The organism is Corynebacterium sp. HMSC05H05 (assembly GCF_001807265.1).
Classification (GTDB): Bacteria; Actinomycetota; Actinomycetes; order Mycobacteriales; family Mycobacteriaceae; genus Corynebacterium.
Genome location: NZ_KV788422.1, coordinates 1 through 21,553 on the forward strand (window position 1 = coordinate 1; position 21,553 = coordinate 21,553).

Sequence of the window (21,553 nt, forward strand, 5' to 3'; positions counted from 1 at the left end):
CCACACCGCTACCATTTCGATCTTCTAAACAATAGGGCTTTGCTACTAGGGGTCTGTGCGAAGGGGTCCTCCCGGGGAGCTCGAAAGCTACTCAAAAGGGAATGTTTCTAGGTTGAGCTGCGAAAACTCGTCTACTAGAAAGCCTTTCGAGTAGATCCTTTCGAGCAGCTCTATGCGTACGCGAGGCGCCGCGACCCGTCCACATGCGGGTACAGCACCCACGCCGCCGCGGCCGCCAGCACGCCCGTAACCCACGCGCCCACCGCGGGCCAACCGGCCAGTGGCGCGAGCATGAGCAGCAGCCACCACAGCATCAGGGGGAGCACCATGCCTATCGACGGCACCCTGGCCACGTTCTTCTCCTCCGCAAACGCGCGGAGCTGTTTGCGGTAGGGGTGCAGCAGCGTGACGGCGACGGCGGCAACGACGCACAGGATCGCCACGGCCGCTTTTACCCCCAGCGGCGCCTGCGAGACCATCACGCCGATGGACCCGCCCACGCCGAGCGAACCCAGTGCTCGTACGACGGTTGGGGTGGGGATCGGCGTGACGCGGTTGCGGACCTCTGCTGCGCTGATCGGGATCATGCTGGGCAGCTTAACCGGTCAGCTTCGCGGCGCGATCCAAGATGTGTTGGGCGTTGTCCGCTTCCATGTATTCCGTGTGATGGAGGGGCCGGGGCTCTGCTGCGAAGTAGCGGGAATGGGAAACCCTGAGGTCTCGAAGGGAGGGTGAGCTGATGACGACGATCTCGACATCCGGGTCGGTATTCTCCAAATCTAGCGCGAATCGGGCTTCCATTGCTTTTGCAGAGTCGGAGAACTCTGTGATGTTGAGCCGCCCTGAGGGGCGGTGGAACCTAATGAGGAAGTGAGCCATTGATTTCTCCTCCTTCAGCGTTATTTGAGCTGAGCCGGATCGGGAATCCGGGAGTATTGAGAGTCAAATCGCGGGGAAGATCTAGCAAAGTGCCTGAGGTGCTCATCGTTAGCTCCTAATTGCTTTGCTATCCATAGCTGAACAGCAAGAATCGAACGATCGTTAACTCTTTTCAAATCACCAGGACTTGGCTGTTCATGACGCAGGTGCTTCATTGATTGGTAGTGACGATTAGCTGTCTCAGCCCAGGCCGCGAAACTATCCGGGAATAGCCGAACTGCTTCAGCGCCGACTTCACCGAATTGGTCGACAGTCGGCGCGTCGTTTGCTTTTGTTTTGCTAATTTTAGTCTCTATCGATTTGTAACCGAGGCGCTCAATCGCTGCACCAAGTAGCAGAGTTTCAACTTCCGCCGTGACGTTTGGCAGGTCTAAAAGGTGGTTGACCTGATTCAATCCCTCCGCGTAGACGTGATTTAGGTCGAACCACTTGTTGACAGCATCTTCCGTTAGTGCTGAGAAGGGGAGAGCAAATGTGAACATGGACCTTGATTTGGTCGGCTGAGGTTTAGTGTGCGCAGTTAGCGTCCTGGTCCACTGTTCAGCTCTTAGTGGTTCAGGCGGCGGTTCCATTCCCAGGTTCTCCCAGAACCCATCATCGATATCGGTGGGTATTCCGAATTTGCAGTGAAGAAATCCCCAGGAGAAGTTTTCCCAGCTTAAAAGCCTAACTAGGTTTTGGAACGTATCGAGCACTTCAAGGAGCTCGGTCCAGGATCCCTTTGGTCCTACCGATACTTTTAGCGATGTATGAAAACCGATGGTGATATCACTCCCACCGTCTTCACCGTTGACAGACGGGATAGTCTCTATCTGAAGTGAGGCATCAAGAGGTTTAATGTTGCACATGAAGGGGAGAAATTCTCGTGTTGAGAATACGTACTGATTGAAACCCTCTGCTGATTCGCGTAACTCAGAGTGGAAGGAGCGCGTAATGCTGCCCCCATGCTGCCACGCCGCGAGTCCGCCGATTTCAGCTCGAATTTCGGTGGGCCGCCTCCAATGATCAAGGTCGATGAAGTCAAGCAGCGTGAACCTTGGCTTGAAAGTGCACTCGATAGGGGCGCCCATCCGGAACGTCGGCATGAATGGGCGTCCCAGTTGGACCAGTGTCACCGGCCCGAGTCGGGAATTGAACACAGCTTTTTGAGAGATTTCAACCGGTTCTACCTCTGCATCCTCGATTTGAATTGCTGTTCCGGGCTGAAAGGTTGCAGCTAATGCAGAGTACGGCTCAATCGCGAACGACACCTGAATTTGATTTTCAACCAGGGTGATCGTCCCTGGCTGACTCAGGGTTGCGGAATCGGTTTCCAGACGCAGCACCCCATGGATCGGTTGACCATCAAGCAGCAGCTTAACTCCTTTTTGATTCATGGCACTATTTTTCCTTATATCCGGTGTTGAAGGTTCTCCTAGATGTAGATTGCGATACGGAACTCCCAGTGCTCCATTTAATGGACGGAGCACGAACTTGACTTGGCAGCAACCGGGCTAAGCTTCTTCCCATGAAACGGCTGAACTACAAAGCAATCGAGGAACGAGTCGCGCACCTCGCCAACCGAGCTGAATACAACCGCGATTTCATCTTTGACCTTCTCCTTGCTTACGGCCGCTCAAAGGGAAACGTCACCCGTTTGCGCAACGGCAGTTTGAACGTTGCGGATGATCCTGAGCGTGAAGTTGCCCAGAAGAACATCGTCTACTTTCGTGAAACCGAAGGTGACCTTCTCGCAGAGCTGGAGTGGCTCCGTGTTGAGCCCACGGTGGTGAAGTTCAGCCCCCGATTCATCATCGTGACCGATTACGTTGATGTGCTGGCGTTTGACACCAAAACGACAGAGAATCGCACGTTCCCGATCAGGCAGATCGACCAACATTTCACGTTCTTCCTCCCTTGGGCGGGCATGGAGAAGACGCAGTACACCTCGGAGTCGCATGCGGATGTGAAGGCCGCCGAGCGGATGGGCAAGCTGTTCGATGAGCTTGCGTCGGCCAACCCCGACATGATGGTCTCCGATTACTCGCGCCACGGGCTGAACGTCTTTTTCACACGCCTGCTGTTCTGCTTCTTTGCGGAAGACACTGGGATCTTCGAGGACAACCAGTTCACCAACGCCGTAGCATCGCAGACGCTTGGGGACGGCTCCGATACTGAAGCTTTCCTGCGCGAACTCTTCGAAGCACTGGATGAGCCGGATCAGGGAAACAAACCCGCGTATCTGGCGGGTTTTCCGTATGTGAACGGCCGGCTGTTCCGCGCGAACTCGCAACTGACCGTGCCCCGGTTCAGCGCTAAGGCGCGCGAGGCGCTCATTGATTTGGGAACGCTGAAATGGCAGGACATCAATCCGGACATCTTCGGCTCGATGTTCCAGGCGATCGTTGAGCCGAGTGTGCGGTCCAATTTGGGGCAGCACTACACCTCGGTACCGAATATCTTGAAGACGATTGAGCCGCTGTTCCTTGACGATCTACGCGAAGAGTTTGAGAAGGCATATTCCAACCCGCAGAAGTTGCAGCGGCTGCTCGACCGGATCGCAGCGATCAAGGTCTTCGACCCCGCATGCGGCTCCGGCAACTTCCTCGTTATCGCGTACAAGGAACTGCGCCGTTTGGAACACGCAATCCTGCAGCGTCAGGCGGAGTTGGCGCGGGCGAACACGCTGTTCGACAAATCACGCATCAACATCGAGAACTTCTACGGCATCGAGATTGACGACTTTGCGGTTGAGGTAGCCATCTTGTCCTTGTGGATCGCCAAGCACCAGATGAACCGGGAGTTCGAGCAGCAATTCAAAGTGGCCATCCCTCTCATCCCGCTGAAGGAAACTGGTCAGATCCGTGCTGGTAACGCCACGCGTATTGACTGGAACGCGGTGTGTCCGAATAACGGCGAGGAAGAGATTTACCTGATCTCGAACCCGCCGTACGTGGGATCGAGTATGCAGACGGCAGAGCAGAAGAGCGATTTCGCAGAGGTCTTCGGGGACCGCCCATTTTCTAAGAACCTCGACTACATCTCTCTCTGGTTCGTTAAGGGCTCCGACTACATTCGGGGCACGAACGCGGAGTTGGCATTCGTGACTACCAACTCCGTTTCGCAAGGAGACCACGTGGGCTTGATGTTTCCGACGGTGCTGGCTAACGATGTCGAGATTGGATACGCTCACACGTCGTTCAAGTGGGAGAACAACGCAAAGCACAACGCCGGGGTAACAGTTTCGGTGATCTCCTTAAGGAATAAGAAATCGAAACCGAAGTGGATTTTCGACGGCGATACGCGCTGCCAAGCGAACAACATCAATGCTTACTTGGCCGACGCTGCTGACGTTATCGTTCTGAAACGCAGTCGCCCGTTCCGTAAGGACTTTCCCCCGATGCTCTTCGGTTCTAAGCCGACTGATGGGGGTCATCTCATCCTTTCTCCCGCGGAGAAACGCGCGATTGTGGAGGCGGACCCTCGATCAGAAAGATTTGTCAAGCGCTACGTTGGCGCATCGGATTACATTCAAGACGTCGAGCGGTACTGCCTTTGGGTTGCGCCTGAGGATTATGGTGAAGCAAGAACCATAACCCCCATCGAACAGCGGTTGGAGCGGGTTGAAAGGTTCAGACTGCAAAGTAAAGCTGCTAGTACGGTCGAATTTGCAGCCCTCCCGTACAGGTTTAAACAGGTGGCGTACAAGCCGAGCGATTCGATCATCGTGCCGAGGGTTTCGTCGGAATCGCGGGCCTACATTCCAATGGGATATCTCGGGCCAGATGTGGTCATCTCCGATGCAGCCTTCGCAGTTTACGACGCCGAGCCATGGCTCTTCGCCCTACTCACTTCGCAAATGCACATGGCATGGGTTCGTGCAGTCGGCGGAAAAATGAAAACAGACTTCCGCTACTCAAACACGATCGTTTACAACAATTTCCCGGTGCCGGAGATCGTAGATAAGCAGAAGGCTCAACTGACTGAGACGGCGCTACGGATTCTCGATGTTCGCGAGTACCACTGTGAGCGGACGCTTGCCGAGTTGTACGACCGCGATTCGATGCCCCGGAACCTGCGGGAGGCGCACGAGGCGAACGATGCGTTGGTGGATTCGCTCTATTCGTCGAAGCCGTACGCGTCGGATGAGGATCGCCTCGCTGACCTGTTTGCGCTATACGAGGAAATGATCGCGGCAGAGGAGGCTGCGAAGCCGGTGAAGCGTAAACGAAAGACCACGAAAAAGCGGTAAAGGCGAACGCGCGTTCGATAGTGGGGATGTGGTATCGGAAGCACTTGCCAGAATGATCCGCAGTCATCGACACAACAATGAACCTGGAGTGAACTCATGGCCACAATGAATCCGAAAAACGCAGAAGACAGCGTTATTCGTGTGGAGTATGCGCAAGCAGGAACCTCGGTAAGCACGGACGAGCTTGGAATGCGCGAGATGCAGCGTCGTGTGTATGAACAACGTGCAGCGCAGTACCTGCTAATCAAGGCCCCGCCGGCCTCCGGAAAGTCTCGTGCGCTGATGTTCGTTGCGCTGGACAAGCTGTTCTACCAGGGTCGCAAGAAGGTCATTGTGGCGGTGCCGGAGCGTTCCATCGGTGGTTCCTTCGCGCCCACCGATCTGCGCTCGTATGGTTTTTACGCTGACTGGGACATTAAGCCGGAGAACAATCTGTGTACCCCGGGAAGCAGCAAGAGCAAGGTGGAGCAATTCATCCGCTTCCTCGAAGGGCCGGATGCGGTGCTCGTGTGCACACATGCAACACTGCGGTTCGCGTTTGAGAAGCTCACTCCCGACGCGTTCAATGGCTTGGTGCTGGCTATCGACGAGTTTCACCACGTTTCAGCGGACCTGGAAAATAGCCGCCTTGGATACCTGTTGCGTGAAGTCATGAACGGATCCGACGCCCATATTGTGGCAATGACCGGTTCGTATTTCCGCGGGGACACCGTGCCAGTGCTCTTGCCGGAGGATGAGGCAAAATTCACCCCGGTGACCTTCAACTATTACGACCAGCTCAACGGCTACCGGTACTTAAAATCGCTCGGCATCGGGCACCACTTCTACCAGGGGCGTTACACGGATGCGCTGGACGAGGTCCTAGACCTGGATAAGAAAACCATCCTGCACATCCCCAATGTCAACTCGGGCGAATCTACGAAGGACAAGATCGAGGAAGTAGGCTCCATCATCGATTCGATCGGTGAGGTGGTTGAAGGGGAAGAAGACACCGGCATCATCGTTGTGCGGCGGCACGACAACGGCGAGACGCTGCGCATCGCGGATCTCGTTGATGACACCGACCAGAAGGCGCGCGCTCGCACGCTGAGCTACCTCGTCGATGTCGCCTCGAAAGATCGGGACGCAGTAGACATCATCATCGCGCTCGGGATGGCAAAGGAAGGCTTTGACTGGCCCTTCGCGGAGCACGCACTCACTATTGGGTACCGCTCCTCTCTGACTGAGATCATTCAGATTATCGGTCGTGTCACTCGAGACAGTCAGGGCAAGACACACGCGCAGTTTACGAACTTGTTGGCTGAACCAGATGCGGCGCAGAGTGAAGTGACAATCTCCGTCAATAACATGTTGAAGGCGATCACCGCCTCGCTGTTGATGGAGCAGGTGCTAGCCCAGAACTTTGAATTCAAGCCAAAGCGGGATCCTAACGATCACTCCGAAGGCAATACGGTAAAGATCGACGGGTTCAAAGAACCGTCCACTGGGCGAGTGAAACAGATCGTGGACACGGACCTTAACGACCTTAAGGCGACGATTCTGCAGGACCCGACCTTTGCCCGAGCCGCAGTTGGCAAGGTTGATCCCGAAACCACCAACAAAGTGCTCATTCCGAAGATCATCCGCGAGCAGTATCCCGACCTCTCCGACCAAGAGGTGGAGGAGGTGCGTCAGCGCGTCGTGGTGGACTCCGTGATCAAGACGGGTGAGGTCAAAGAGGTAGGGGACAAGCGCTTTATTCAGATGGCGAACCAGTTCATCAATGTTGATGAACTGAGCATCGACCTCATTGATTCGATCAACCCGTTCCAGCGCGCGTTTGAGATTCTTTCGAAGTCGGTCACGCCCAGCTTGCTGTCCCTTATTCAAGACGCTATTGCCACCACGCGCATTGACATGTCGGTGGAAGAGGCAATTTCGCTGTACCCGAAGGTCCAAGCGTGGGTGAAAATCGAGGGCCGTGAACCGGACCGGCGTTCGGATAACCCAGAAGAGCAGCAGCTCGCAGAGGCACTGCTGGTGATGCGTAAGGCCGTGAACGAACGCAAGTCTGAGCTCAAGGCGAATGCTGCGGGTAACGAAGAAGGGGAGAGTTAATGGCGGACGACGCTTACCTTGCACAGTTAGACGCGCTCATCGCGGCGGATGATGGCCTTCTTGACATGCCGGAAAAGCCGCTGCCGGTCACCGAGACGGATCGGTTGCGCCGCGCATTTCAGGAGGTGAACGATTTCGTGGCCGCCGAGGGGCGGGAGCCGGACCCGGAGACGATGAACATCTCTGAGCGTAAACTCGGCGCGCGGTTAGTGGGAATCCGGGCTAGTAAGTCCAAGGTTGACGCTTTGCAAGATATTGATTTGCACGGGCTGTTGTCTGCTTCGGAAACCCCGGCAACGGTGGACGATCTACTCAGCGGTGACGCATTCGATCTCCTAGGGGATGCCGACGGCATCTTTGACACGTCTTCGCTGCCGAAGCGCGATAAGCCGATGGAGTCGGAACGGGAGTTGCGCCACCGCTGTGAGGACTTTGAGAAGTTTGAGCCGCTGTTCAGGCAGAAGCACGCGGAGCTCGCAGATGGCACCTACGCCATGACAAAGTTCAGGGGTGCGCAAACTGTTGTGCCCGGGGCGTTTTTCATCCTGAAGGGTGTCATGGCGTTTATCGCTGAGGTTGGCGAATCTGAGATGAAAAGCCTCAAGCACAAGGATCAGCGCAAGGAGCGTCTCCGCGTCATCTTTGAAAATGGCACAGAGTCAGCCATGTACAGACAGTCCTTCGCTGGACGCATGGGTGAGCAGGGTGGCTTTGCGGTGACCCGGACTGGGTTTGACGCGCAGGAAATTGGCGACGCGGATATCTTGACCGGTTTTCTTTACGTACTGCGATCGAAAAGTGATCACCCGGACATCCGTGGGTTGAAGGATCTGCACAAGATTGGGTTCTCCACTACGCCGGTAGATCAGCGCATTCGAGGTGCGGAGAAAAGCCCGACCTACCTCATGGCACCAGTGGAAAAAGTTGCGGTGTACAGGCAATACAACTTGCGACCGTCTGCGCTTGAGCACCTTCTGCATCGAATCTTCGCCTCGGTGCGACTTGACGCCACTATCGTGGACGAAGTGGGTGGGCAGGTAAGCGCCAACGAGTGGTTCCTTGTTCCGTTCCCTGTGATCGAGAGGGCGATTGAGCTGATCGAGAATGGTGAAATCGTGGATTACGCTTACGACCCTGGTAGCCAAACACTCGTAAAAATAAAATAGAAAACCCGTTCGACCAGGAGCGTTGTCTGTGTCGGCCCCGGGGTGCATACTGTCTGGCGTGAGTGGAACACCTATTCGAGCTGCGTCGGCAGCGGCGGCGAACCTGGCGGTTGTAGATGAACCGCCAGCTCAGCAGTCACGCGCCGACCAGATCGCCGAGCTGCGCGCCCGTATGGCCGCTATCGGCGGGGAGGTTCCGCAGCAGGTCGTCGAGGATGCGGAGACCCTGACGGTGGCGGGCGGGCTTTCGCTCGTGCTGCCGAACGGTGGCCTGCCGCGCCGGGCGGTCACACACGTCAGCGACACCCCGGCGCTGATCGTGGAGCTGATCGGCCAGGTGGCCCAGGCCGGCGGGCGCGCAGGCGTGGTGGGGTGGCCGGAGCTGTCCTACGCCGGCATTGGTACAGGCGACGACACAGACGCGATGGAGCGGGTGGTGGCGGTGCCGGACCCGGGCCTCGACGACTTGAGCGTCGCGGGCGTGCTCGCCGAGGGGCTCGACCTGGTGGTCCTGCGCACCCGCAGCCCGTTCCAGCTCACCCCGGTTCGCGCACGCCCCCTGCTCGCCCGGATCCGTAAAGGCCAGGCGGCGCTGGTGTGCGTGAACGTGGAGGTGCCCTCGCCGGCGCTGACCGTCACGGGCCAGCTCGCGCAGTTCCACGGCATCGGCCGGGGTACCGGCCGCATCACCGGCATCGACTTCGACGTCCGCGCGCAGGCCAAGGGCTACCGTCCGGCGAGTGCGCGGGTGACGTTGGGCACCGGAGGCGTCGAGAAGCGAAGGCTCCGGGCCGTCACATGAGGGCCGCGGCACTGTGGTTCCCGGACTGGCCGGTGCAGGCCGCGCGGCTGGAATCGGGCGACGAGCTGGCAGAACCCATCGCAATCGCGGCGCAGCACCGGATAAAGGTGTGCTCGCACGCCGCGCGCCAGCTGGGCATCCGACGCGGGATGCGGGTGCGCAACGCCCAGGCGGTCGCGCCCGAACTGACGGTGATAGAGGACAACCCGGACCGCGACGGGCGCATGTTCGCCTCGCTCGCCGCCAGCTTCGGCGAGGTCGCCGCCAGCGTGGAGGTGATACGCCCCGGGCTCGTGGTGGTGGACGTGGACGCCGCGGGCCGCTTCTACGGCAGCGAGGGCAAAGCGCTCGAGATGCTTATCGACGCCGCCTCGCGCCGCGGCATCGACGCCTTCGCAGGCGCCGCCGACGAGATCGCCACCGCGCTGATCGCCGCGCGCTCCTCCCAGGTGATCCCGCCAGGAGGATCGGCCGAGTTTTTGGCAACGCAGCCGCTGGGCGTGCTGGTGGCGGAAGAGTCGCTCGCCGCGGACATGGACACCGTCAAAGCGCTTGGGCAGCTGGGCATTACCACCCTCGGGGAGCTGGCGAAACTGCCGCCGAACGCGGTGACCACCCGCTTCGGCACCAAAGGCATGCGCATCCACCGCATTGCCTCCGCCGCGCCGGACCGCCGCGTCGCCCCGGAGCTGCCGGTGGAAGACCTCGCCGTGGCCATCACGCCGGAGGACCCGATCGAGCGCGTGGACGCCGCCGCCTTCGCCGCCCGCGCCCTAGCCGCCAGCCTGCACGAACGGCTCAAAGACACCGGCTGCAACTGCCTGCGCCTGAAAGTTATCGCCGAGCTTCACGACGGCTCCCGCGTGGAGCGCGTCTGGCGCACCCGCGAACCACTCACCGAAGCCGCCACCGCGGACCGCGTGCGCTGGCAGCTCGACGGCTGGCTGACCTCCCTCCGCTCCGCTTCGGGAGGTCAGGATGGTCAAGAAGGGCAGGGCGGCGCAATCACCAGCCTCATCCTTGAGCCGCTCGAATTCGCCGCGCCCGAACCAGTCGGCGAACTGTGGGCCGACGGCGCCTCCACCGACACCGCGCGCCGGGTGGTCGAGCGCGTCCAATCCCAACTCGGCATCGACGCGGTGCTTCAACCGCGGTTCGTCGGCGGGCGCGGGGTGGCCGAGCGCGTGGCGATGGTGCCGTTCGGGGAGGAACCGGAGGACGTCGATAGGCAATCGTGGCCCGGTGCGATCCCTCAACCCCTGCCCGCGCGCCTCGGCGGCGGCATCGACCATCCGGCCTCGCGCATCATGCTTATCAACGCCACCGGTGCCCCCGTCATCGTCACCGCCGAAGCCCTCTTAAACAGCGAACCGTACGGGCTGGCCTGGGGCGACAAGCGCTACCTCGTCACCGGATGGGCGGGCCCGTGGCCCGTGGACGCGGACTGGTGGACGCAAACCGAACTGCCCGCGGGCCGCGTCGCACGCATGCAGGTTGTGGGCCGTGAAGGCGGGGAAGAGGGCGCCGTGACCGGCTGGCTTTTGGTGTGGAGCCGGCGCAGCTGGCGCGTGGAGGCTGTGTATTAGGGGTTACTTCTGCACGATATCCACGACGATGCGCGTGGGGTTCTCCAGCACCTGCACCGAGTACGGCAGCTCAGAGCGCAGGCCCACCACGACCTGGCTGCGGCCCTCGTACGTGCCGGCGCTGATCACATCGATGACGTTGCCGGTGTCGCCCGCCATGGTCACCGGGACCTCGTTGTCCTTGCCCAGCTCAAAGGGGTACACAGTGCCGTCGACGTTGATGTTGAGGAAGAAGTTGCCCGCCACCTGCAGTGGCTGGCCCACCGTCTCCTGCATCGGGGTGGAGGTGTAGTCCACGAACCAGCCCGGATCGCCGTCGCCCTCCAGGTCCACCACCACGCGGTCGAAGCCCTCGTGCGCGCCGACGCGGACGCCGACCACGGCCAGGCGCGACGGCGCGGACGGGCGCTGCGTCTTCGGCGACGAATCTGCAGTGCCCAGCGGCTGCAGTTTCGTGGTGGGGGAGGCCAAGCTACCCGTCAGCGTTTTCCCGGCACCGTCGCTGACGACGCTGCAGGCGCTGCAGGCCACAGAAGTAGCTACGCATGCGCCCACGAGCGCCGCGCGGGAAAGACCGGAAAATTTAAACACTCAGTCACCGTAGCCAGGAGGCAAGTAAGAACAAAAAGAAAAAGCGCGAAATCACAAAAGGTTATATAACCGTTAAGACTTAGAGTGGTGTCCAAGAGGGCGACTTACAGGTTAGGGCACGCTTAGCTATGGTGGTGCCATGCAACAACTGCCCTGCTCTGACGTAGAGGTTGAACCGCTGCCGGGAACCGCCAAGCCCGGCTCGGTGTACGTGCTTTTCGAATGGCCGGAGGCCTGGCCCCGCGATGTCATGGGCGACGCCGCCCTCGGCGAGGAAATCACCGCCAAGCTCGCCCCGATGCTGGAGGCGCACAACGCGACGCTGCTGCTCATCCGCCACCCAACGCGCGAGGGGCGCAACATCAGCGACCACCACCTGTACCTCGTCTTCGCCGATGAGGCCGTCACCGAGGTTAAGCACGTCGACGGCCCCGACGAGCTGCTCGATCTGGATCTCTCCGGCCCGGGCCGCAACGGCGCCGAACGCCGCGAGCGTCCGCTGCTGCTGATCTGCACCCACGCTAAGCGCGACCGCTGCTGCGCGGTGAAGGGCCGCCCGCTGCTCAACGAGCTGCACGCGCGCCACCCGTTCGGCCCCGGCAACGACGTGGTGTGGGAGACCTCTCACATCAAGGGCCACCGCTTCGCACCGACGATGCTGCTTATGCCGTGGGCCTACAGCTTCGGCCGCATGAACATTGAGGCCACCGACGCCATGCTTGCCGACGCATCCGAGGGCCACTACTTCGTCCCCGGCAACCGCGGCCGCGGCACCCTCGGACCCGCCGAGCAGGTGGCTGAGCTCGCCGTCGCCGCCGAGGTGCCCGGTGCGTGCTACGGCCAGTTCGAGGTTGCTGCGCCTGATGGCGGTACCGCCCTGGTCACCGACACGGCGTCCGGCCAGGTGTACGAAGTCCAGCTGGAGCAGCGCCCGGTATCCGGCGTGGTTGACTCGTGCGGAAAGGCGCCGAAGGAGAGCACGGCCTGGGTCGCGGTGTCGGTGACCCCGCGGCGTTAACTTCTCGCTTTCCGCCTCGCGGAGTTAGCTGGCAGCTCACTCCGCCGCCACAACCAGCGGATCTGCTAGTTGTCCAATTCAGCTTTCGCGGCGCTCCTAGCAGATCAGTCCGGTGTTGAAACTCGTGTTCAACACCACCTGGGGAAACGAAAAGTTGGACACGTGATCTGCTAGTTGCGGATCGGGACGGTCGGCGACGAACTAGCAGATCAGGATTGACGGGCGCTGGCGCTACATGTACTCGCCCAGAACCTCCGCCACGGAGCCGATGACGCGGTCCGTGGCGGCACGTACCTCTGCGGGGGAGTGGTGGAAGCTGTGGGAGGTATCCGCGATGGCGTGCATGGGTAGGTCGTTCCAGGAATCGCCGAATGTGTAGAGCTGGATGGATTCGCGGGGGAGGCGGAGCTCGTCGAGAAGCTGCAAGATCCCTGCGCCTTTAGAGCGGCCCGGGGCCATGAGATCGATGTAGTCCTGGTTCTGCGCGACCTCGACCTCGCCGAGCGTGGACGCCCAGTCGACGACCTCCGCGCGCAGCTCGGCGTTGCCGGGCACCCAGATGGGCACGACGGCGAAGCGGTGGTTGGGGATGTCCGCAGGAGTCATCTGCGCAAAATGCGCGGTGAAGGTGTGGGTGATACCCGTGTTGTTTGCGAACACCCCGTCGACGTGGCCCAGGGTGGTGCCGAAGATGGCCAGGCCGTCGCGGGACCCGAAGGCGTCCAGAGTCGCCTGCAGCACGGAGCCGGCGACCTCGTGGCCGAAGATGAGCTCGCGGTTCGCCCCGTCCGTGGCGGAGCCGCCGTTGGACAGCACCTGGTAGTCGAACGCGAGCCCGCTGCCGCGCATCCCGTGGGCCAGCGCCGTGCGGGAGCGGCCGGTGGCAGAAAAGGCGAGATGCCCGGCAGCGCGCCAGGCATCTATCGCGGCGATGTCCTCCTCGCGGAAGCCGTGGGGAGGGTGGTGGAGAGTGCCATCGAAGTCGAACGCCGCAACCTTCATGGCACCCAAACTTACCGGCGCATGACCTTCTTGGACAGCCAGTTGCCCAGGAACTGCGCCAGCTGCACGATGACCACGATGACCAGCACCGCAGCCCAGGTGACCTGAGGCTCGAATGCGCGGTAGCCGTACACGATGGCGAAGTCGCCCACGCCGCCGCCGCCGATGTAGCCGGCCATGGCGGACATGTCGATCACCGCGATGAAGATGAAGGTGTAGCCCAAAATCAGCGGGCCGAGCGCCTCCGGCAGGATCACCGAGGTGATGATCTTCCACGGGGTCGCGCCCATGGAGCGGGCAGCCTCGATCACGCCCGGGTCAATGGCCACCAGGTTCTGCTCCACAATGCGGGCGACGGTGAACGTGGCGGAAAAGCACATCACAAACGTGGCGGCCGCGCGACCGATGGTGGTGCCCACCACCTGCAAGGTCAGCGGGTAGAGCATCGCGATCATGATGATGAACGGGATGGGGCGGAAGAAGTTCACCGCCACGTTGATGATGGTGTACACCGCCTTGTTCTGCAGGATGCCGCCCGGGCGGGTGGTGTACAGAAACAGGCCCAGAAGCAGGCCGAAGAACCCGCCGACGACCATGGTGATGGCCACCATCCACAGCGTGTCGCCGATCGCTTCGAGGAAGGTGGGGCCGAGGGTGTCCCAGTTCGGCTCGGCGAGGATGTACTCGGTTACGCCAGTGTTCAACGCGGTCATCGGGTGATCTCCTCAATCTCGGTGCTTTGCTGCAGGGTGGCCAAAAACTCGTTGATGGCGGCGTCGTCGCCGTTGAGGCGCACAGTCATCTTGCCGAAGGAGCGCTCCTGCAAGGTGGTGATGCCGGCGTGCACCGGCTCCACCGACACGCCGCGCTCGCGAGCGGCTTCCGCCGCGCCGAAGAACCCGGAATCCTCCGTCAGATCCACGGTGAACAGGCGGCCCGGCTTGGCCAGAAGCTCGCGTGCCTCCACCTCGTCGGGACGGTTGCGGAGGCTAGTGGCGGCGAAGCGCTGCGCCACAGATGTCTGCGGGTTGGCGAACACGTCGTAGACGCTGCCGTACTCCACCACCTGGCCGTCCTCCATGACGGCGACCTTGTCGGCGATGGCGCGGATGACGTCCATCTCGTGGGTGATCACCACGATGGTGATGCCGAGCTCCTCGTTGACCCGGCGCAGCACGCCGAGCACCTCGTGGGTGGTTTCGGGGTCCAGGGCGGACGTGGCTTCGTCGGCAAGCAACAGCGACGGGTTGGTCGCCAGCGCACGGGCGATGCCCACGCGCTGCTTCTGGCCGCCGGAGAGCTGCTCCGGGTAGTTCTCGCCGCGCTCGGACAGGCCGACGAAGTCGAGCAGCTCGGCGACGCGGCGCTTGCGCTCCTGTTTGTCCACACCGGCCAGCTTCAGCGGGTACTCGATGTTGCCGGCGGCGGTGCGGGAGGAAAAGAGGTTGAACTGCTGGAAGATCATGCCGACGTTGCGGCGGATCTCGCGCAGCTTGCGTTCGGGCATGCCGACGACGTCGGTGCCGTCGAGAAGCAGTTGCCCCGAGGTCGGCATGTCCAGGCCGTTGATGAGGCGGACAAGCGTGGACTTGCCGGCACCCGAATAGCCGATCACGCCGAGGATCTCGCCCGGCTCGACGGTCAGGGTGACGTCGTCGACGGCTGTGACCTCGCGGTCTTTGGTTTTGAAGACCTTGGATACGTTCCGGAACTCAATCCGGGTGCCGGTGTTTGTCATCTACTTGTACTCCTCCACAAGGCGGTCGAGGATCTCGTTGAGTTCCTCCTTGGGGCGCTGGACCTGCACGGCCGTGCCGTTGGAGTCCTCGTTGAGCGCCGCGGTGACTTCCTCGGACTGCCAGACGTCCACGATCTTTTCGTAGGTCTCGTTGTCCAGGTCGTCGCCGGAGACGGTGAAGACGTTGATGTACGGCTCCGCCAGCTCCGAGTTCGGGTCGTCCGCGGCCACCGAGGAGGCCGGGTCGATGCCCGCGCGCGCCAGCCAGTTGTTGTTGATGACCGCCGGGCGGCCCTCGTTGTAGGCGTTCGGCGTCTGGGAAGCGTCCACGGCGACGACCTTGACCTTGGAGGCGTCCTTGTCAATGTCCGCCGGGGTCGGGGTCAGCTTCGGTGCCCCGTCGCGCAGGGTGACCAGGCCAGCCTGGACCAGCACGTTGATCGCGCGGCCCTGGTTGGACGGGTCGTTCGGGATCGCGACCTCTTCGCCCTCGATGCCGTCGAGGGAGTCGTGGTCCTTCCAGTACAGGCCCAGGATGTTGATCTCGCCGGAGCCGATGATGCGCAGGTCCTCGCCAGCGGTGGCGTTGTACTGGGCCTGGTAGTTGATGGTCTGGAACTTCGAGATCTCAATCTGGCCCTCGACCTGCGCCGGGTTGACCTGCGGGTACTCGGTGAACCGCATGATGTCCAGGTCGATGCCGGCCTTCTGCGCCTCGTCGGCGAAGACACTCCAGGCCTTCTGGTCGGCGTCGGTGGTGCCGATCTTCACGGTGACCTTGTCGCCGTCGCCATTGCTTGTCGACGACTCCGTCTCCGACGAGCAGGCCACCAGCCCGGTGGCCGCGATGAGTGAGGCCGCGGCAGCGGCGATTACGCGCTCGGTACGCATTGCGTGCTCCTTTCGCTTAGTTGGGTGTTTGTGGAGACTTACTTGTTCTGGAGGCGGTCCAGGATCTCGTTGAGTTCAGCCTGCTCGCGGTAGACCGGCACGGAGGTGCCCTTGGAGTCCTTGGCCGCGGCCTCGGCGACCTCCGGGGTCTGCCACAGCTCGACCAGCTTGTTCAGGGTCTCGTCGTCGATGTTGTCGGCCTGGGCGGCGAAGACGTTGATGTACGGCTCAGCCTCCTTGGACTCCGGGTCGTCCTCGAAGATGGCCAGGCCCGGCTCGATGCCGGCACGGTCCAGCCAGGTGTTGTTGATGATGGCCGGCTTGCCCTCGTTGTACGCGGACGGGGTCTGGGATGCGTCGACCGGGGTGACGGTGACCTTGGAGGCAGCCTTGTCGATGTCGGCCGGGGTCGGGGCGAGCTCATCTGCGACGGTGTCGCTCAGGGTGAGCAGGCCCGCCTGGACCAGCACGTTGATCGCGCGGCCCTGGTTGGACGGGTCGTTCGGGATGGCGACGGACTCGCCCTCGATGCCGTCGATGGAGTCGTGGTCCTTCCAGAACAGCGCCAGCGGCACGATCTCGGTGGAGCCGACGACGCGCAAGTCGTTGTTGGAGGCCTTGTTGTACTCGGCGAGGTACTTGATGTGCTGGAACTTGTTCACGTCCAGCTCGCCCTGCGCGAGTGCCTCGTTGACCGGGGAGTAGTCGGAGAAGGAGACGATGTCCAGGGTGATGCCGTTGTCCTTGGCCAGGTCCTTGAACACGCGCCATGCTTCCTGGTCGGCCTCGGTGGTGCCGATTTTGACGGTGACGTTGTCGCCGTCCTTGGCGGCGGTGTCAGCGGTGTCGTCGGACTCGTTGGAGCAGGCGACCAAGCCCGTGGTGGCGAGGGCAGCCGCGGCAACGGTTGCAAGGGTGCGCTTGATACGCATTGGGGTCTCCTTGGGTAGGGAATCTATGACGGGTCAGAATCTAGCACCCTATGTACCGCTTAGTCTATTTTTGGGCGAATTCCTTTACCGAGCTGTCTGTCGGGGGCGTGGGTGGGACGGTTTTGTGGCCTTTTTGCGGATCCAGCTAGTAGGGCCCAGCTATCCGGGTCCTGGGGGCGAAAAATGAGGTGCAACTAGCTGGATCCAGGGCCCGAACGGCGGCGACGGTGGTGACGGTGGCGGCGATGGGCGCGGGCGGGGTACCGCGCGGACTAGCACACAGTTTCGAACAGTGGTAGCGTCCCCTCCATGAGGTTCAACGGGGGAGCGCCGCTGTCGTGGTCGCGGCTCGAACGCATCCTCTCCGGCCGCCCGGGCCCAGAGCCGGTGCCGGTCGGGCACACCGGCACGCCCGCAGGCGCCGCGTACGGCAAGGCGGAACCGGCGCCCCCTCCGCAAAAACAATGCCTATCGACGACACCGTTCGCCGAGCTGCACACCGTCAGCTCGTACAGCTTCCTCGGTGGGGCGAGCGAGCCGGAGGACTTGGTGGTCCGGGCCGTTGAGCTGGGCCTGAGCGCGGTGGGTTTGCTGGACCGGGACGGGTTTTACGGCGCGGTGAAGTTCGCGGAGGCGGCCGCCACGACCGGGTTGGACACCGTCTTCGGGGCGGAGCTGACGCTCGGCGACCGGGTGCTGCCAGTGATCGCCCGCGGGCCGGAGGGCTACAAGCGCCTCTCCCACCTGATGGCCGATGCACACATGGCCACCCGCGAGAAGGACAAAGTGGCCTACCCGCCGCTGGAGCTCATCGGCGACCAGCTGGGCGACACCTGCGTGGTGCTTGCCGGCTGGCGGTGGGCGGAGGAAATCGACCACCTGGTCGACGTCTTCGGTGCGGACAATGTGGTGCTGGAGTACGAGGTGTCCATGACGCCCGAGGACGCGGACCGGCACGCAGCACTAGACCGGGCGCGAAACGCGCACGCGGAAAAACACGCACGCGAACTCTCCGCCATCGTCACCGCGGCACCGGCCGCGGCCACGCGCGACCAGGTCCGGCTGGCACAGGCGAAGCGGGCGCTGGCCAGGCGCGAGTCGCTGGCCCAGGCGCACGGGGACTTACACCCGATGGGGGCGAATTGGCTGCGCTCCGGCGACCAGCTCCAACGCATGTACCCGGGGTGCGAGGACAAGCTCGCCTACAGCGTCGAGCTGGCCAAACGCTGCGCTTTCACGCTCGACCTGGTTGCGCCGGAGCTGCCGCGCTATCCCACGCCGGACGGCCGCAGCGAGATGGACCACCTGCGGGGACTCACGCTGGCGAGTGCGCAGTTTCGCTATGCGTCGCGGGGGCCGGAGGTGCGTCGAAAAGCAATGGCCCAAATCCGCTACGAGCTGGAGGTGATTGAGGAGCTGAATTTTCCCGGCTATTTCCTCATCGTGTACAACCTGGTGGATTTCTGCGCGAGGCAGAACATCATGTGTCAGGGGCGCGGGAGTGCGGCGAACTCGGCGGTGTGTTTCGTGCTCGGCATCACCAATGTGGAGCCGATCGAGGCGGGGCTGCTGTTCGAGCGGTTCCTCTCCCCGGACCGCGACGGCCCGCCGGACATCGACTTGGACATCGAGTCGGGCCGGCGCGAGGAGGTGATCCAGTACGTCTACGACACCTACGGGCGCGACAACGCGGCGCAGGTGGCCAACGTGATCACGTACCGGACCAAGGGCGCGGTGCGCGACGCCGCGCGTGCTTTGGGGTTCGCGCAGGGCGCGGCTGATAGTTGGGCGAAGGGGATGGCGGAGGTGCCGGAGGGCGTCGAGAAGCTGGCGGTGCAATTCAAAGGCCAGCCGCGCCACCTGGGCATCCACTCCGGCGGCATGGTGATTTGCGACCGCCCGATTGCGGACGTGGTGCCCGTGGAGTGGGCGCGGATGGAAAACCGCTCGGTGGTGCAGTGGGACAAGGACGACTGCGCCTCGGCCGGCCTGGTCAAGTTCGACCTGCTGGGCCTGGGCATGCTGGAGGCGCTGCACCACATGGTGGATCTGGTGGAGGAAACGACCGGCCGCACGGTGCGCTTGTGGGAGCTTCCGTTTGACGACGCCCACGTGTACGACATGCTCTGCCGCGCCGATTCCGTCGGCGTGTTCCAGGTGGAATCGCGCGCGCAGATGGGCACCCTGCCCCGGCTGAAGCCGCGCCGGTTTTTCGACCTGGTGGTGGAGGTGGCGCTGATCCGCCCAGGCCCGATCCAGGGCGGGTCGGTGCACCCGTATCTGCGGCGGCGCGACGGGCTGGAGCCGGTGGAGTACGACCACCCGGTGCTCGAGCGCGCCCTGGGCAAGACGCTGGGCATCCCGCTGTTCCAGGAGCAGCTCATGCAGATCTGCGTGGATGCGGCAGGTTTTTCCGGCCGCGAGGCGGATGCGCTGCGGCGGGCCATGGGGGCGAAGCGTTCGCCTGAGAAAATGGCGGCGTTGAAGTCGCGGTTTTTCGAGGGGTGCTGGCGCACCAACGAGATCGGTTCCGAGGTCGCCGAGCGGCTGTGGCAGAAGATCGTGGCCTTCGCCGCCTACGGGTTCCCGGAGTCGCACTCGCAGTCGTTCGCCTCGCTGGTGTACTTCTCCGCCTGGTTTAAGCGGCACTACCCGGCGGAGTTCTGCGTGGGGCTTTTGCGCGCGCAGCCGATGGGGTTCTACTCCCCGCAGTCGTTGATCCAGGACGCGCGCCGCCACGGGGTGGAGGTGCTACCGGTGTGCGTGAACAACTCCGGGTGCGAGGCGCTGTGCGTGGACTCTTCGACGATCCGGGTGGGGTTGGGGTTAGTGCGGGGCCTGGGCACGGATGCGGCCTTGCGGATTGAACAGGCTGCGCCTTTCGACGGGATCGCGGACCTGGCGCGCCGGGCCGACCTGTCCGTGGAGCACGTCGAGGCGCTGGCCCGGGCGGGGGCGCTGGACTGCTTCGGGGCCACGCGCAGGCAGGCGCTGTGGCAGGCGGGCGTGGCGGCCACGGAGCGCGAGGGCATGCTGCCCGGGTTGTCGTCGGTGGTGGCGCCGTCGCTGCCGGGCATGAACCCGTTCGAGCTGATGGCCGCCGACGTTGCGGCCACCGGTGTCACGCCGGGGCTCATGCCGGTGGAGATGGTGCGTGCGGCGCTGTCGGCGCAGGGTGTGGTGCCGGCGGCGGAGCTCCTGCATGGCGTGGAGGACGGCACCCGCGTGCGCGTCGCTGGCGTGATCACGCACCGCCAGCATCCGGCCACCGCAGGCGGGGTGACCTTTCTCGGTATGGAGGACGAGACCGGGCTGATCAACGTGGTCATCTCCGTCGGTCTGTGGAACAAGCAGCGGGTGTTGGCCCGCACCGCCAAGGCGCTGGTCGTGCGCGGGATCGTGCAAAACGCCTCCGGGGCGGTGTCCGTGGTGGCAGACCGGCTCGAGCCGCTGGCGATGGGGGAGCTGCTCTCGCGCGGGTCCCGGGATTTCCGGTGATGGGGTACAAGTGGAGAAGAGGGGGGAAGATGAAAATTTCGACCAATCCGGTGACAAAAACCTCGGCGGAGATCATTCTGGGCTCGCTACCTGAAGCGAGACGACAAAGGTACATGGATCTCGCCGGGCAAAAAGGGCCTTTGGTTGCTGCTCAGATTTATCTCTGGAACTCCTATGTTGCTGCAGCGATTCTCCGAACCACAGGGTTTGCAGAGGTGCAGCTGAGAACAGTCATCGACGAAAGTTTTGCGGAGTGGAATATCCAACACGGCGGAACTCGGGAGTGGATTACCGACCCAGTTGATTTGCTCGCGACAGTGGTGGCACAGCCGAAAAGGCCGCTGAGGTCATTCGCCGATTTGAAAACTGCTGGGCCGAACCCTACCCATAATGATTATGTGGCTGGATTAAGTTTTGGATCGTGGACCCAGCTGTTGCCGACGTCTCACTACCAAAACGACAGAAATCCTCGGCACGTGCTGTGGGTCGAAGCGATCCGCCCACGGTTAACTCACGCGGACGAGACGAACTTTTCTTCTCGAGCAAATAATTTGCGGACCATCCGAAACCGAGCTTCGCATCACAGGCCGATTATTTCAGAGGAGAATGCAGTGAGACAGGCGCACCAAGACAGCGTGGAACTCTGCAAAATGATTAATCCGAAACTTGGTGAGTGGCTTCGGCGTGAACGCTGGATTTTAGAAGCGCTTAACCAGTCACCACTGAAATGAGGACAGCCCCCACAACTGAGGTGGGGGCCGTTGCCTATTCGCCGGAAAACCCGGCTCTGTGGGAGAAATCGTACAGTGCGAAACAGGAGGTCGCAACTGTTTGGCACGCGAGGCGGCCCGATGCTCTAGCGTGTCGTCGTTGCCGTAAAACTGCGCTGGGCGGATACCGAACAGTGCGTCGACGGCACCGAAGCAGCAGGAGAACTTGTCGTAGTCCGCACTGGTCGCGCGTTTTCCGGTGATGGGTGTGCACCCGGGTCGGGTGTGCCGGGGGTTGGCTCTGGATGCTTACTTCAGGATGCTTACCGCCCGAGGATGCTTACTTCTAAAC

Annotated in this window: 17 protein-coding genes; 8 read left to right on the plus strand and 9 right to left on the minus strand. The window is 62.1% G+C overall.

Going from position 1 to position 21,553, the window contains the following annotated elements; genetic code table 11:
- Positions 1-170 precede the first annotated feature (170 nt).
- Genes HMPREF3151_RS10900 through HMPREF3151_RS11900 form a run of 3 tightly spaced genes read right to left on the minus strand, consistent with a single transcriptional unit; the run spans position 171 to position 2,315 of the window.
- On the minus strand, positions 171-587 hold the full coding sequence (locus HMPREF3151_RS10900; RefSeq protein WP_070475914.1) for a hypothetical protein: 417 nt from the start codon (positions 585-587) through the stop codon (positions 171-173).
- A gap of 10 nt (positions 588-597) precedes the next feature.
- A complete protein-coding gene (locus HMPREF3151_RS10905; RefSeq protein ID WP_070475917.1) occupies positions 598-879 on the minus strand; it encodes a hypothetical protein in 282 nt (93 codons plus the stop codon).
- A 20-nt stretch (positions 880-899) separates the two neighbouring features.
- Positions 900-2,315, minus strand: coding sequence for a hypothetical protein (locus HMPREF3151_RS11900; RefSeq protein WP_141741406.1), 1,416 nt, complete (start codon positions 2,313-2,315; stop codon positions 900-902).
- A 131-nt stretch (positions 2,316-2,446) separates the two neighbouring features.
- Between HMPREF3151_RS11900 and HMPREF3151_RS10910 the strand changes: the two genes are divergently transcribed.
- The 5 genes from HMPREF3151_RS10910 to HMPREF3151_RS10930 all read left to right on the plus strand — a co-directional run bounded on the left by HMPREF3151_RS10910 (position 2,447) and on the right by HMPREF3151_RS10930 (position 10,821).
- A complete protein-coding gene (locus HMPREF3151_RS10910; RefSeq protein ID WP_070475921.1) occupies positions 2,447-5,170 on the plus strand; it encodes a class I SAM-dependent DNA methyltransferase in 2,724 nt (907 codons plus the stop codon).
- Between the two features lie 105 nt (positions 5,171-5,275).
- Complete coding sequence (locus HMPREF3151_RS10915; RefSeq protein WP_070476186.1) at positions 5,276-7,267, plus strand: DEAD/DEAH box helicase; 1,992 nt, start codon at positions 5,276-5,278, stop codon at positions 7,265-7,267.
- Positions 7,267-8,433 (plus strand): GIY-YIG nuclease family protein, encoded by a 1,167-nt coding sequence (locus tag HMPREF3151_RS10920; protein ID WP_070475924.1) that lies wholly within the window; start codon positions 7,267-7,269, stop codon positions 8,431-8,433. The genes HMPREF3151_RS10915 and HMPREF3151_RS10920 overlap by 1 nt, the downstream gene beginning before the upstream one ends.
- Before the next feature lie 58 nt (positions 8,434-8,491).
- Positions 8,492-9,235: a hypothetical protein gene (locus HMPREF3151_RS10925; RefSeq protein ID WP_246815269.1), complete on the plus strand. Its 744-nt coding sequence runs from the start codon at positions 8,492-8,494 to the stop codon at positions 9,233-9,235.
- Positions 9,232-10,821, plus strand: coding sequence for a Y-family DNA polymerase (locus HMPREF3151_RS10930; protein ID WP_070475931.1), 1,590 nt, complete (start codon positions 9,232-9,234; stop codon positions 10,819-10,821). Before HMPREF3151_RS10925 ends, HMPREF3151_RS10930 begins: the two co-directional genes overlap by 4 nt.
- A gap of 3 nt (positions 10,822-10,824) precedes the next feature.
- Here the strand turns inward: HMPREF3151_RS10930 and HMPREF3151_RS10935 are convergent, their stop codons facing one another.
- On the minus strand, positions 10,825-11,412 hold the full coding sequence (locus HMPREF3151_RS10935) for an AMIN-like domain-containing (lipo)protein (RefSeq protein WP_070475934.1): 588 nt from the start codon (positions 11,410-11,412) through the stop codon (positions 10,825-10,827).
- A 139-nt stretch (positions 11,413-11,551) separates the two neighbouring features.
- Here HMPREF3151_RS10935 and HMPREF3151_RS10940 point away from each other — a divergent pair, with 139 nt between their 5' ends.
- Positions 11,552-12,430, plus strand: coding sequence for a sucrase ferredoxin (locus HMPREF3151_RS10940; RefSeq protein ID WP_070475937.1), 879 nt, complete (start codon positions 11,552-11,554; stop codon positions 12,428-12,430).
- Between the two features lie 231 nt (positions 12,431-12,661).
- Here the strand turns inward: HMPREF3151_RS10940 and HMPREF3151_RS10945 are convergent, their stop codons facing one another.
- From HMPREF3151_RS10945 to HMPREF3151_RS10965, 5 genes are read right to left on the minus strand one after another with little or no spacing between them, the layout of a single operon-like run.
- The gene (locus HMPREF3151_RS10945; RefSeq protein ID WP_083290327.1) at positions 12,662-13,432 is read right to left on the minus strand and encodes an HAD family hydrolase; all 771 of its coding nucleotides are present in this window, start codon (positions 13,430-13,432) and stop codon (positions 12,662-12,664) included.
- An 11-nt stretch (positions 13,433-13,443) separates the two neighbouring features.
- Positions 13,444-14,145: a methionine ABC transporter permease gene (locus HMPREF3151_RS10950; protein WP_070475943.1), complete on the minus strand. Its 702-nt coding sequence runs from the start codon at positions 14,143-14,145 to the stop codon at positions 13,444-13,446.
- Positions 14,142-15,170, minus strand: coding sequence for a methionine ABC transporter ATP-binding protein (locus tag HMPREF3151_RS10955; RefSeq protein WP_070475945.1), 1,029 nt, complete (start codon positions 15,168-15,170; stop codon positions 14,142-14,144). The genes HMPREF3151_RS10950 and HMPREF3151_RS10955 overlap by 4 nt, the downstream gene beginning before the upstream one ends.
- Positions 15,171-16,061 carry a MetQ/NlpA family ABC transporter substrate-binding protein gene (locus HMPREF3151_RS10960; RefSeq protein WP_070475948.1) on the minus strand — a complete coding sequence of 297 codons (891 nt, stop codon included), beginning with the start codon at positions 16,059-16,061 and terminating at the stop codon, positions 15,171-15,173.
- 38 nt (positions 16,062-16,099) lie between these two features.
- Complete coding sequence (locus HMPREF3151_RS10965) at positions 16,100-16,993, minus strand: MetQ/NlpA family ABC transporter substrate-binding protein (RefSeq protein ID WP_070475952.1); 894 nt, start codon at positions 16,991-16,993, stop codon at positions 16,100-16,102.
- Positions 16,994-17,302: 309 nt separating this feature from the next.
- Between HMPREF3151_RS10965 and HMPREF3151_RS10970 the strand changes: the two genes are divergently transcribed.
- Both HMPREF3151_RS10970 and HMPREF3151_RS11905 read left to right on the plus strand, forming a co-directional pair.
- A complete protein-coding gene (locus tag HMPREF3151_RS10970; protein WP_070475956.1) occupies positions 17,303-20,491 on the plus strand; it encodes an error-prone DNA polymerase in 3,189 nt (1,062 codons plus the stop codon).
- Positions 20,492-20,520: 29 nt separating this feature from the next.
- On the plus strand, positions 20,521-21,222 hold the full coding sequence (locus HMPREF3151_RS11905) for a hypothetical protein (protein WP_141741407.1): 702 nt from the start codon (positions 20,521-20,523) through the stop codon (positions 21,220-21,222).
- The last annotated feature ends 331 nt before the right edge of the window (positions 21,223-21,553 follow it).

Bases quoted from the DNA above. Each gene is read 5' to 3' on its own strand.
- HMPREF3151_RS10900 (WP_070475914.1), bottom strand. From the start codon at position 587: ATGATCCCGATCAGCGCAGCAGAGGTCCGCAACCGCGTCACGCCGATC.
- HMPREF3151_RS10905 (WP_070475917.1), bottom strand. From the start codon at position 879: ATGGCTCACTTCCTCATTAGGTTCCACCGCCCCTCAGGGCGGCTCAAC.
- HMPREF3151_RS11900 (WP_141741406.1), bottom strand. From the start codon at position 2,315: ATGAATCAAAAAGGAGTTAAGCTGCTGCTTGATGGTCAACCGATCCAT.
- HMPREF3151_RS10910 (WP_070475921.1), top strand. From the start codon at position 2,447: ATGAAACGGCTGAACTACAAAGCAATCGAGGAACGAGTCGCGCACCTC.
- HMPREF3151_RS10915 (WP_070476186.1), top strand. From the start codon at position 5,276: ATGAATCCGAAAAACGCAGAAGACAGCGTTATTCGTGTGGAGTATGCG.
- HMPREF3151_RS10920 (WP_070475924.1), top strand. From the start codon at position 7,267: ATGGCGGACGACGCTTACCTTGCACAGTTAGACGCGCTCATCGCGGCG.
- HMPREF3151_RS10930 (WP_070475931.1), top strand. From the start codon at position 9,232: ATGAGGGCCGCGGCACTGTGGTTCCCGGACTGGCCGGTGCAGGCCGCG.
- HMPREF3151_RS10940 (WP_070475937.1), top strand. From the start codon at position 11,552: ATGCAACAACTGCCCTGCTCTGACGTAGAGGTTGAACCGCTGCCGGGA.
- HMPREF3151_RS10945 (WP_083290327.1), bottom strand. From the start codon at position 13,432: ATGAAGGTTGCGGCGTTCGACTTCGATGGCACTCTCCACCACCCTCCC.
- HMPREF3151_RS10950 (WP_070475943.1), bottom strand. From the start codon at position 14,145: ATGACCGCGTTGAACACTGGCGTAACCGAGTACATCCTCGCCGAGCCG.
- HMPREF3151_RS10955 (WP_070475945.1), bottom strand. From the start codon at position 15,170: ATGACAAACACCGGCACCCGGATTGAGTTCCGGAACGTATCCAAGGTC.
- HMPREF3151_RS10960 (WP_070475948.1), bottom strand. From the start codon at position 16,061: ATGCGTACCGAGCGCGTAATCGCCGCTGCCGCGGCCTCACTCATCGCG.
- HMPREF3151_RS10965 (WP_070475952.1), bottom strand. From the start codon at position 16,993: ATGCGTATCAAGCGCACCCTTGCAACCGTTGCCGCGGCTGCCCTCGCC.
- HMPREF3151_RS10970 (WP_070475956.1), top strand. From the start codon at position 17,303: ATGAGGTTCAACGGGGGAGCGCCGCTGTCGTGGTCGCGGCTCGAACGC.
- HMPREF3151_RS11905 (WP_141741407.1), top strand. From the start codon at position 20,521: ATGAAAATTTCGACCAATCCGGTGACAAAAACCTCGGCGGAGATCATT.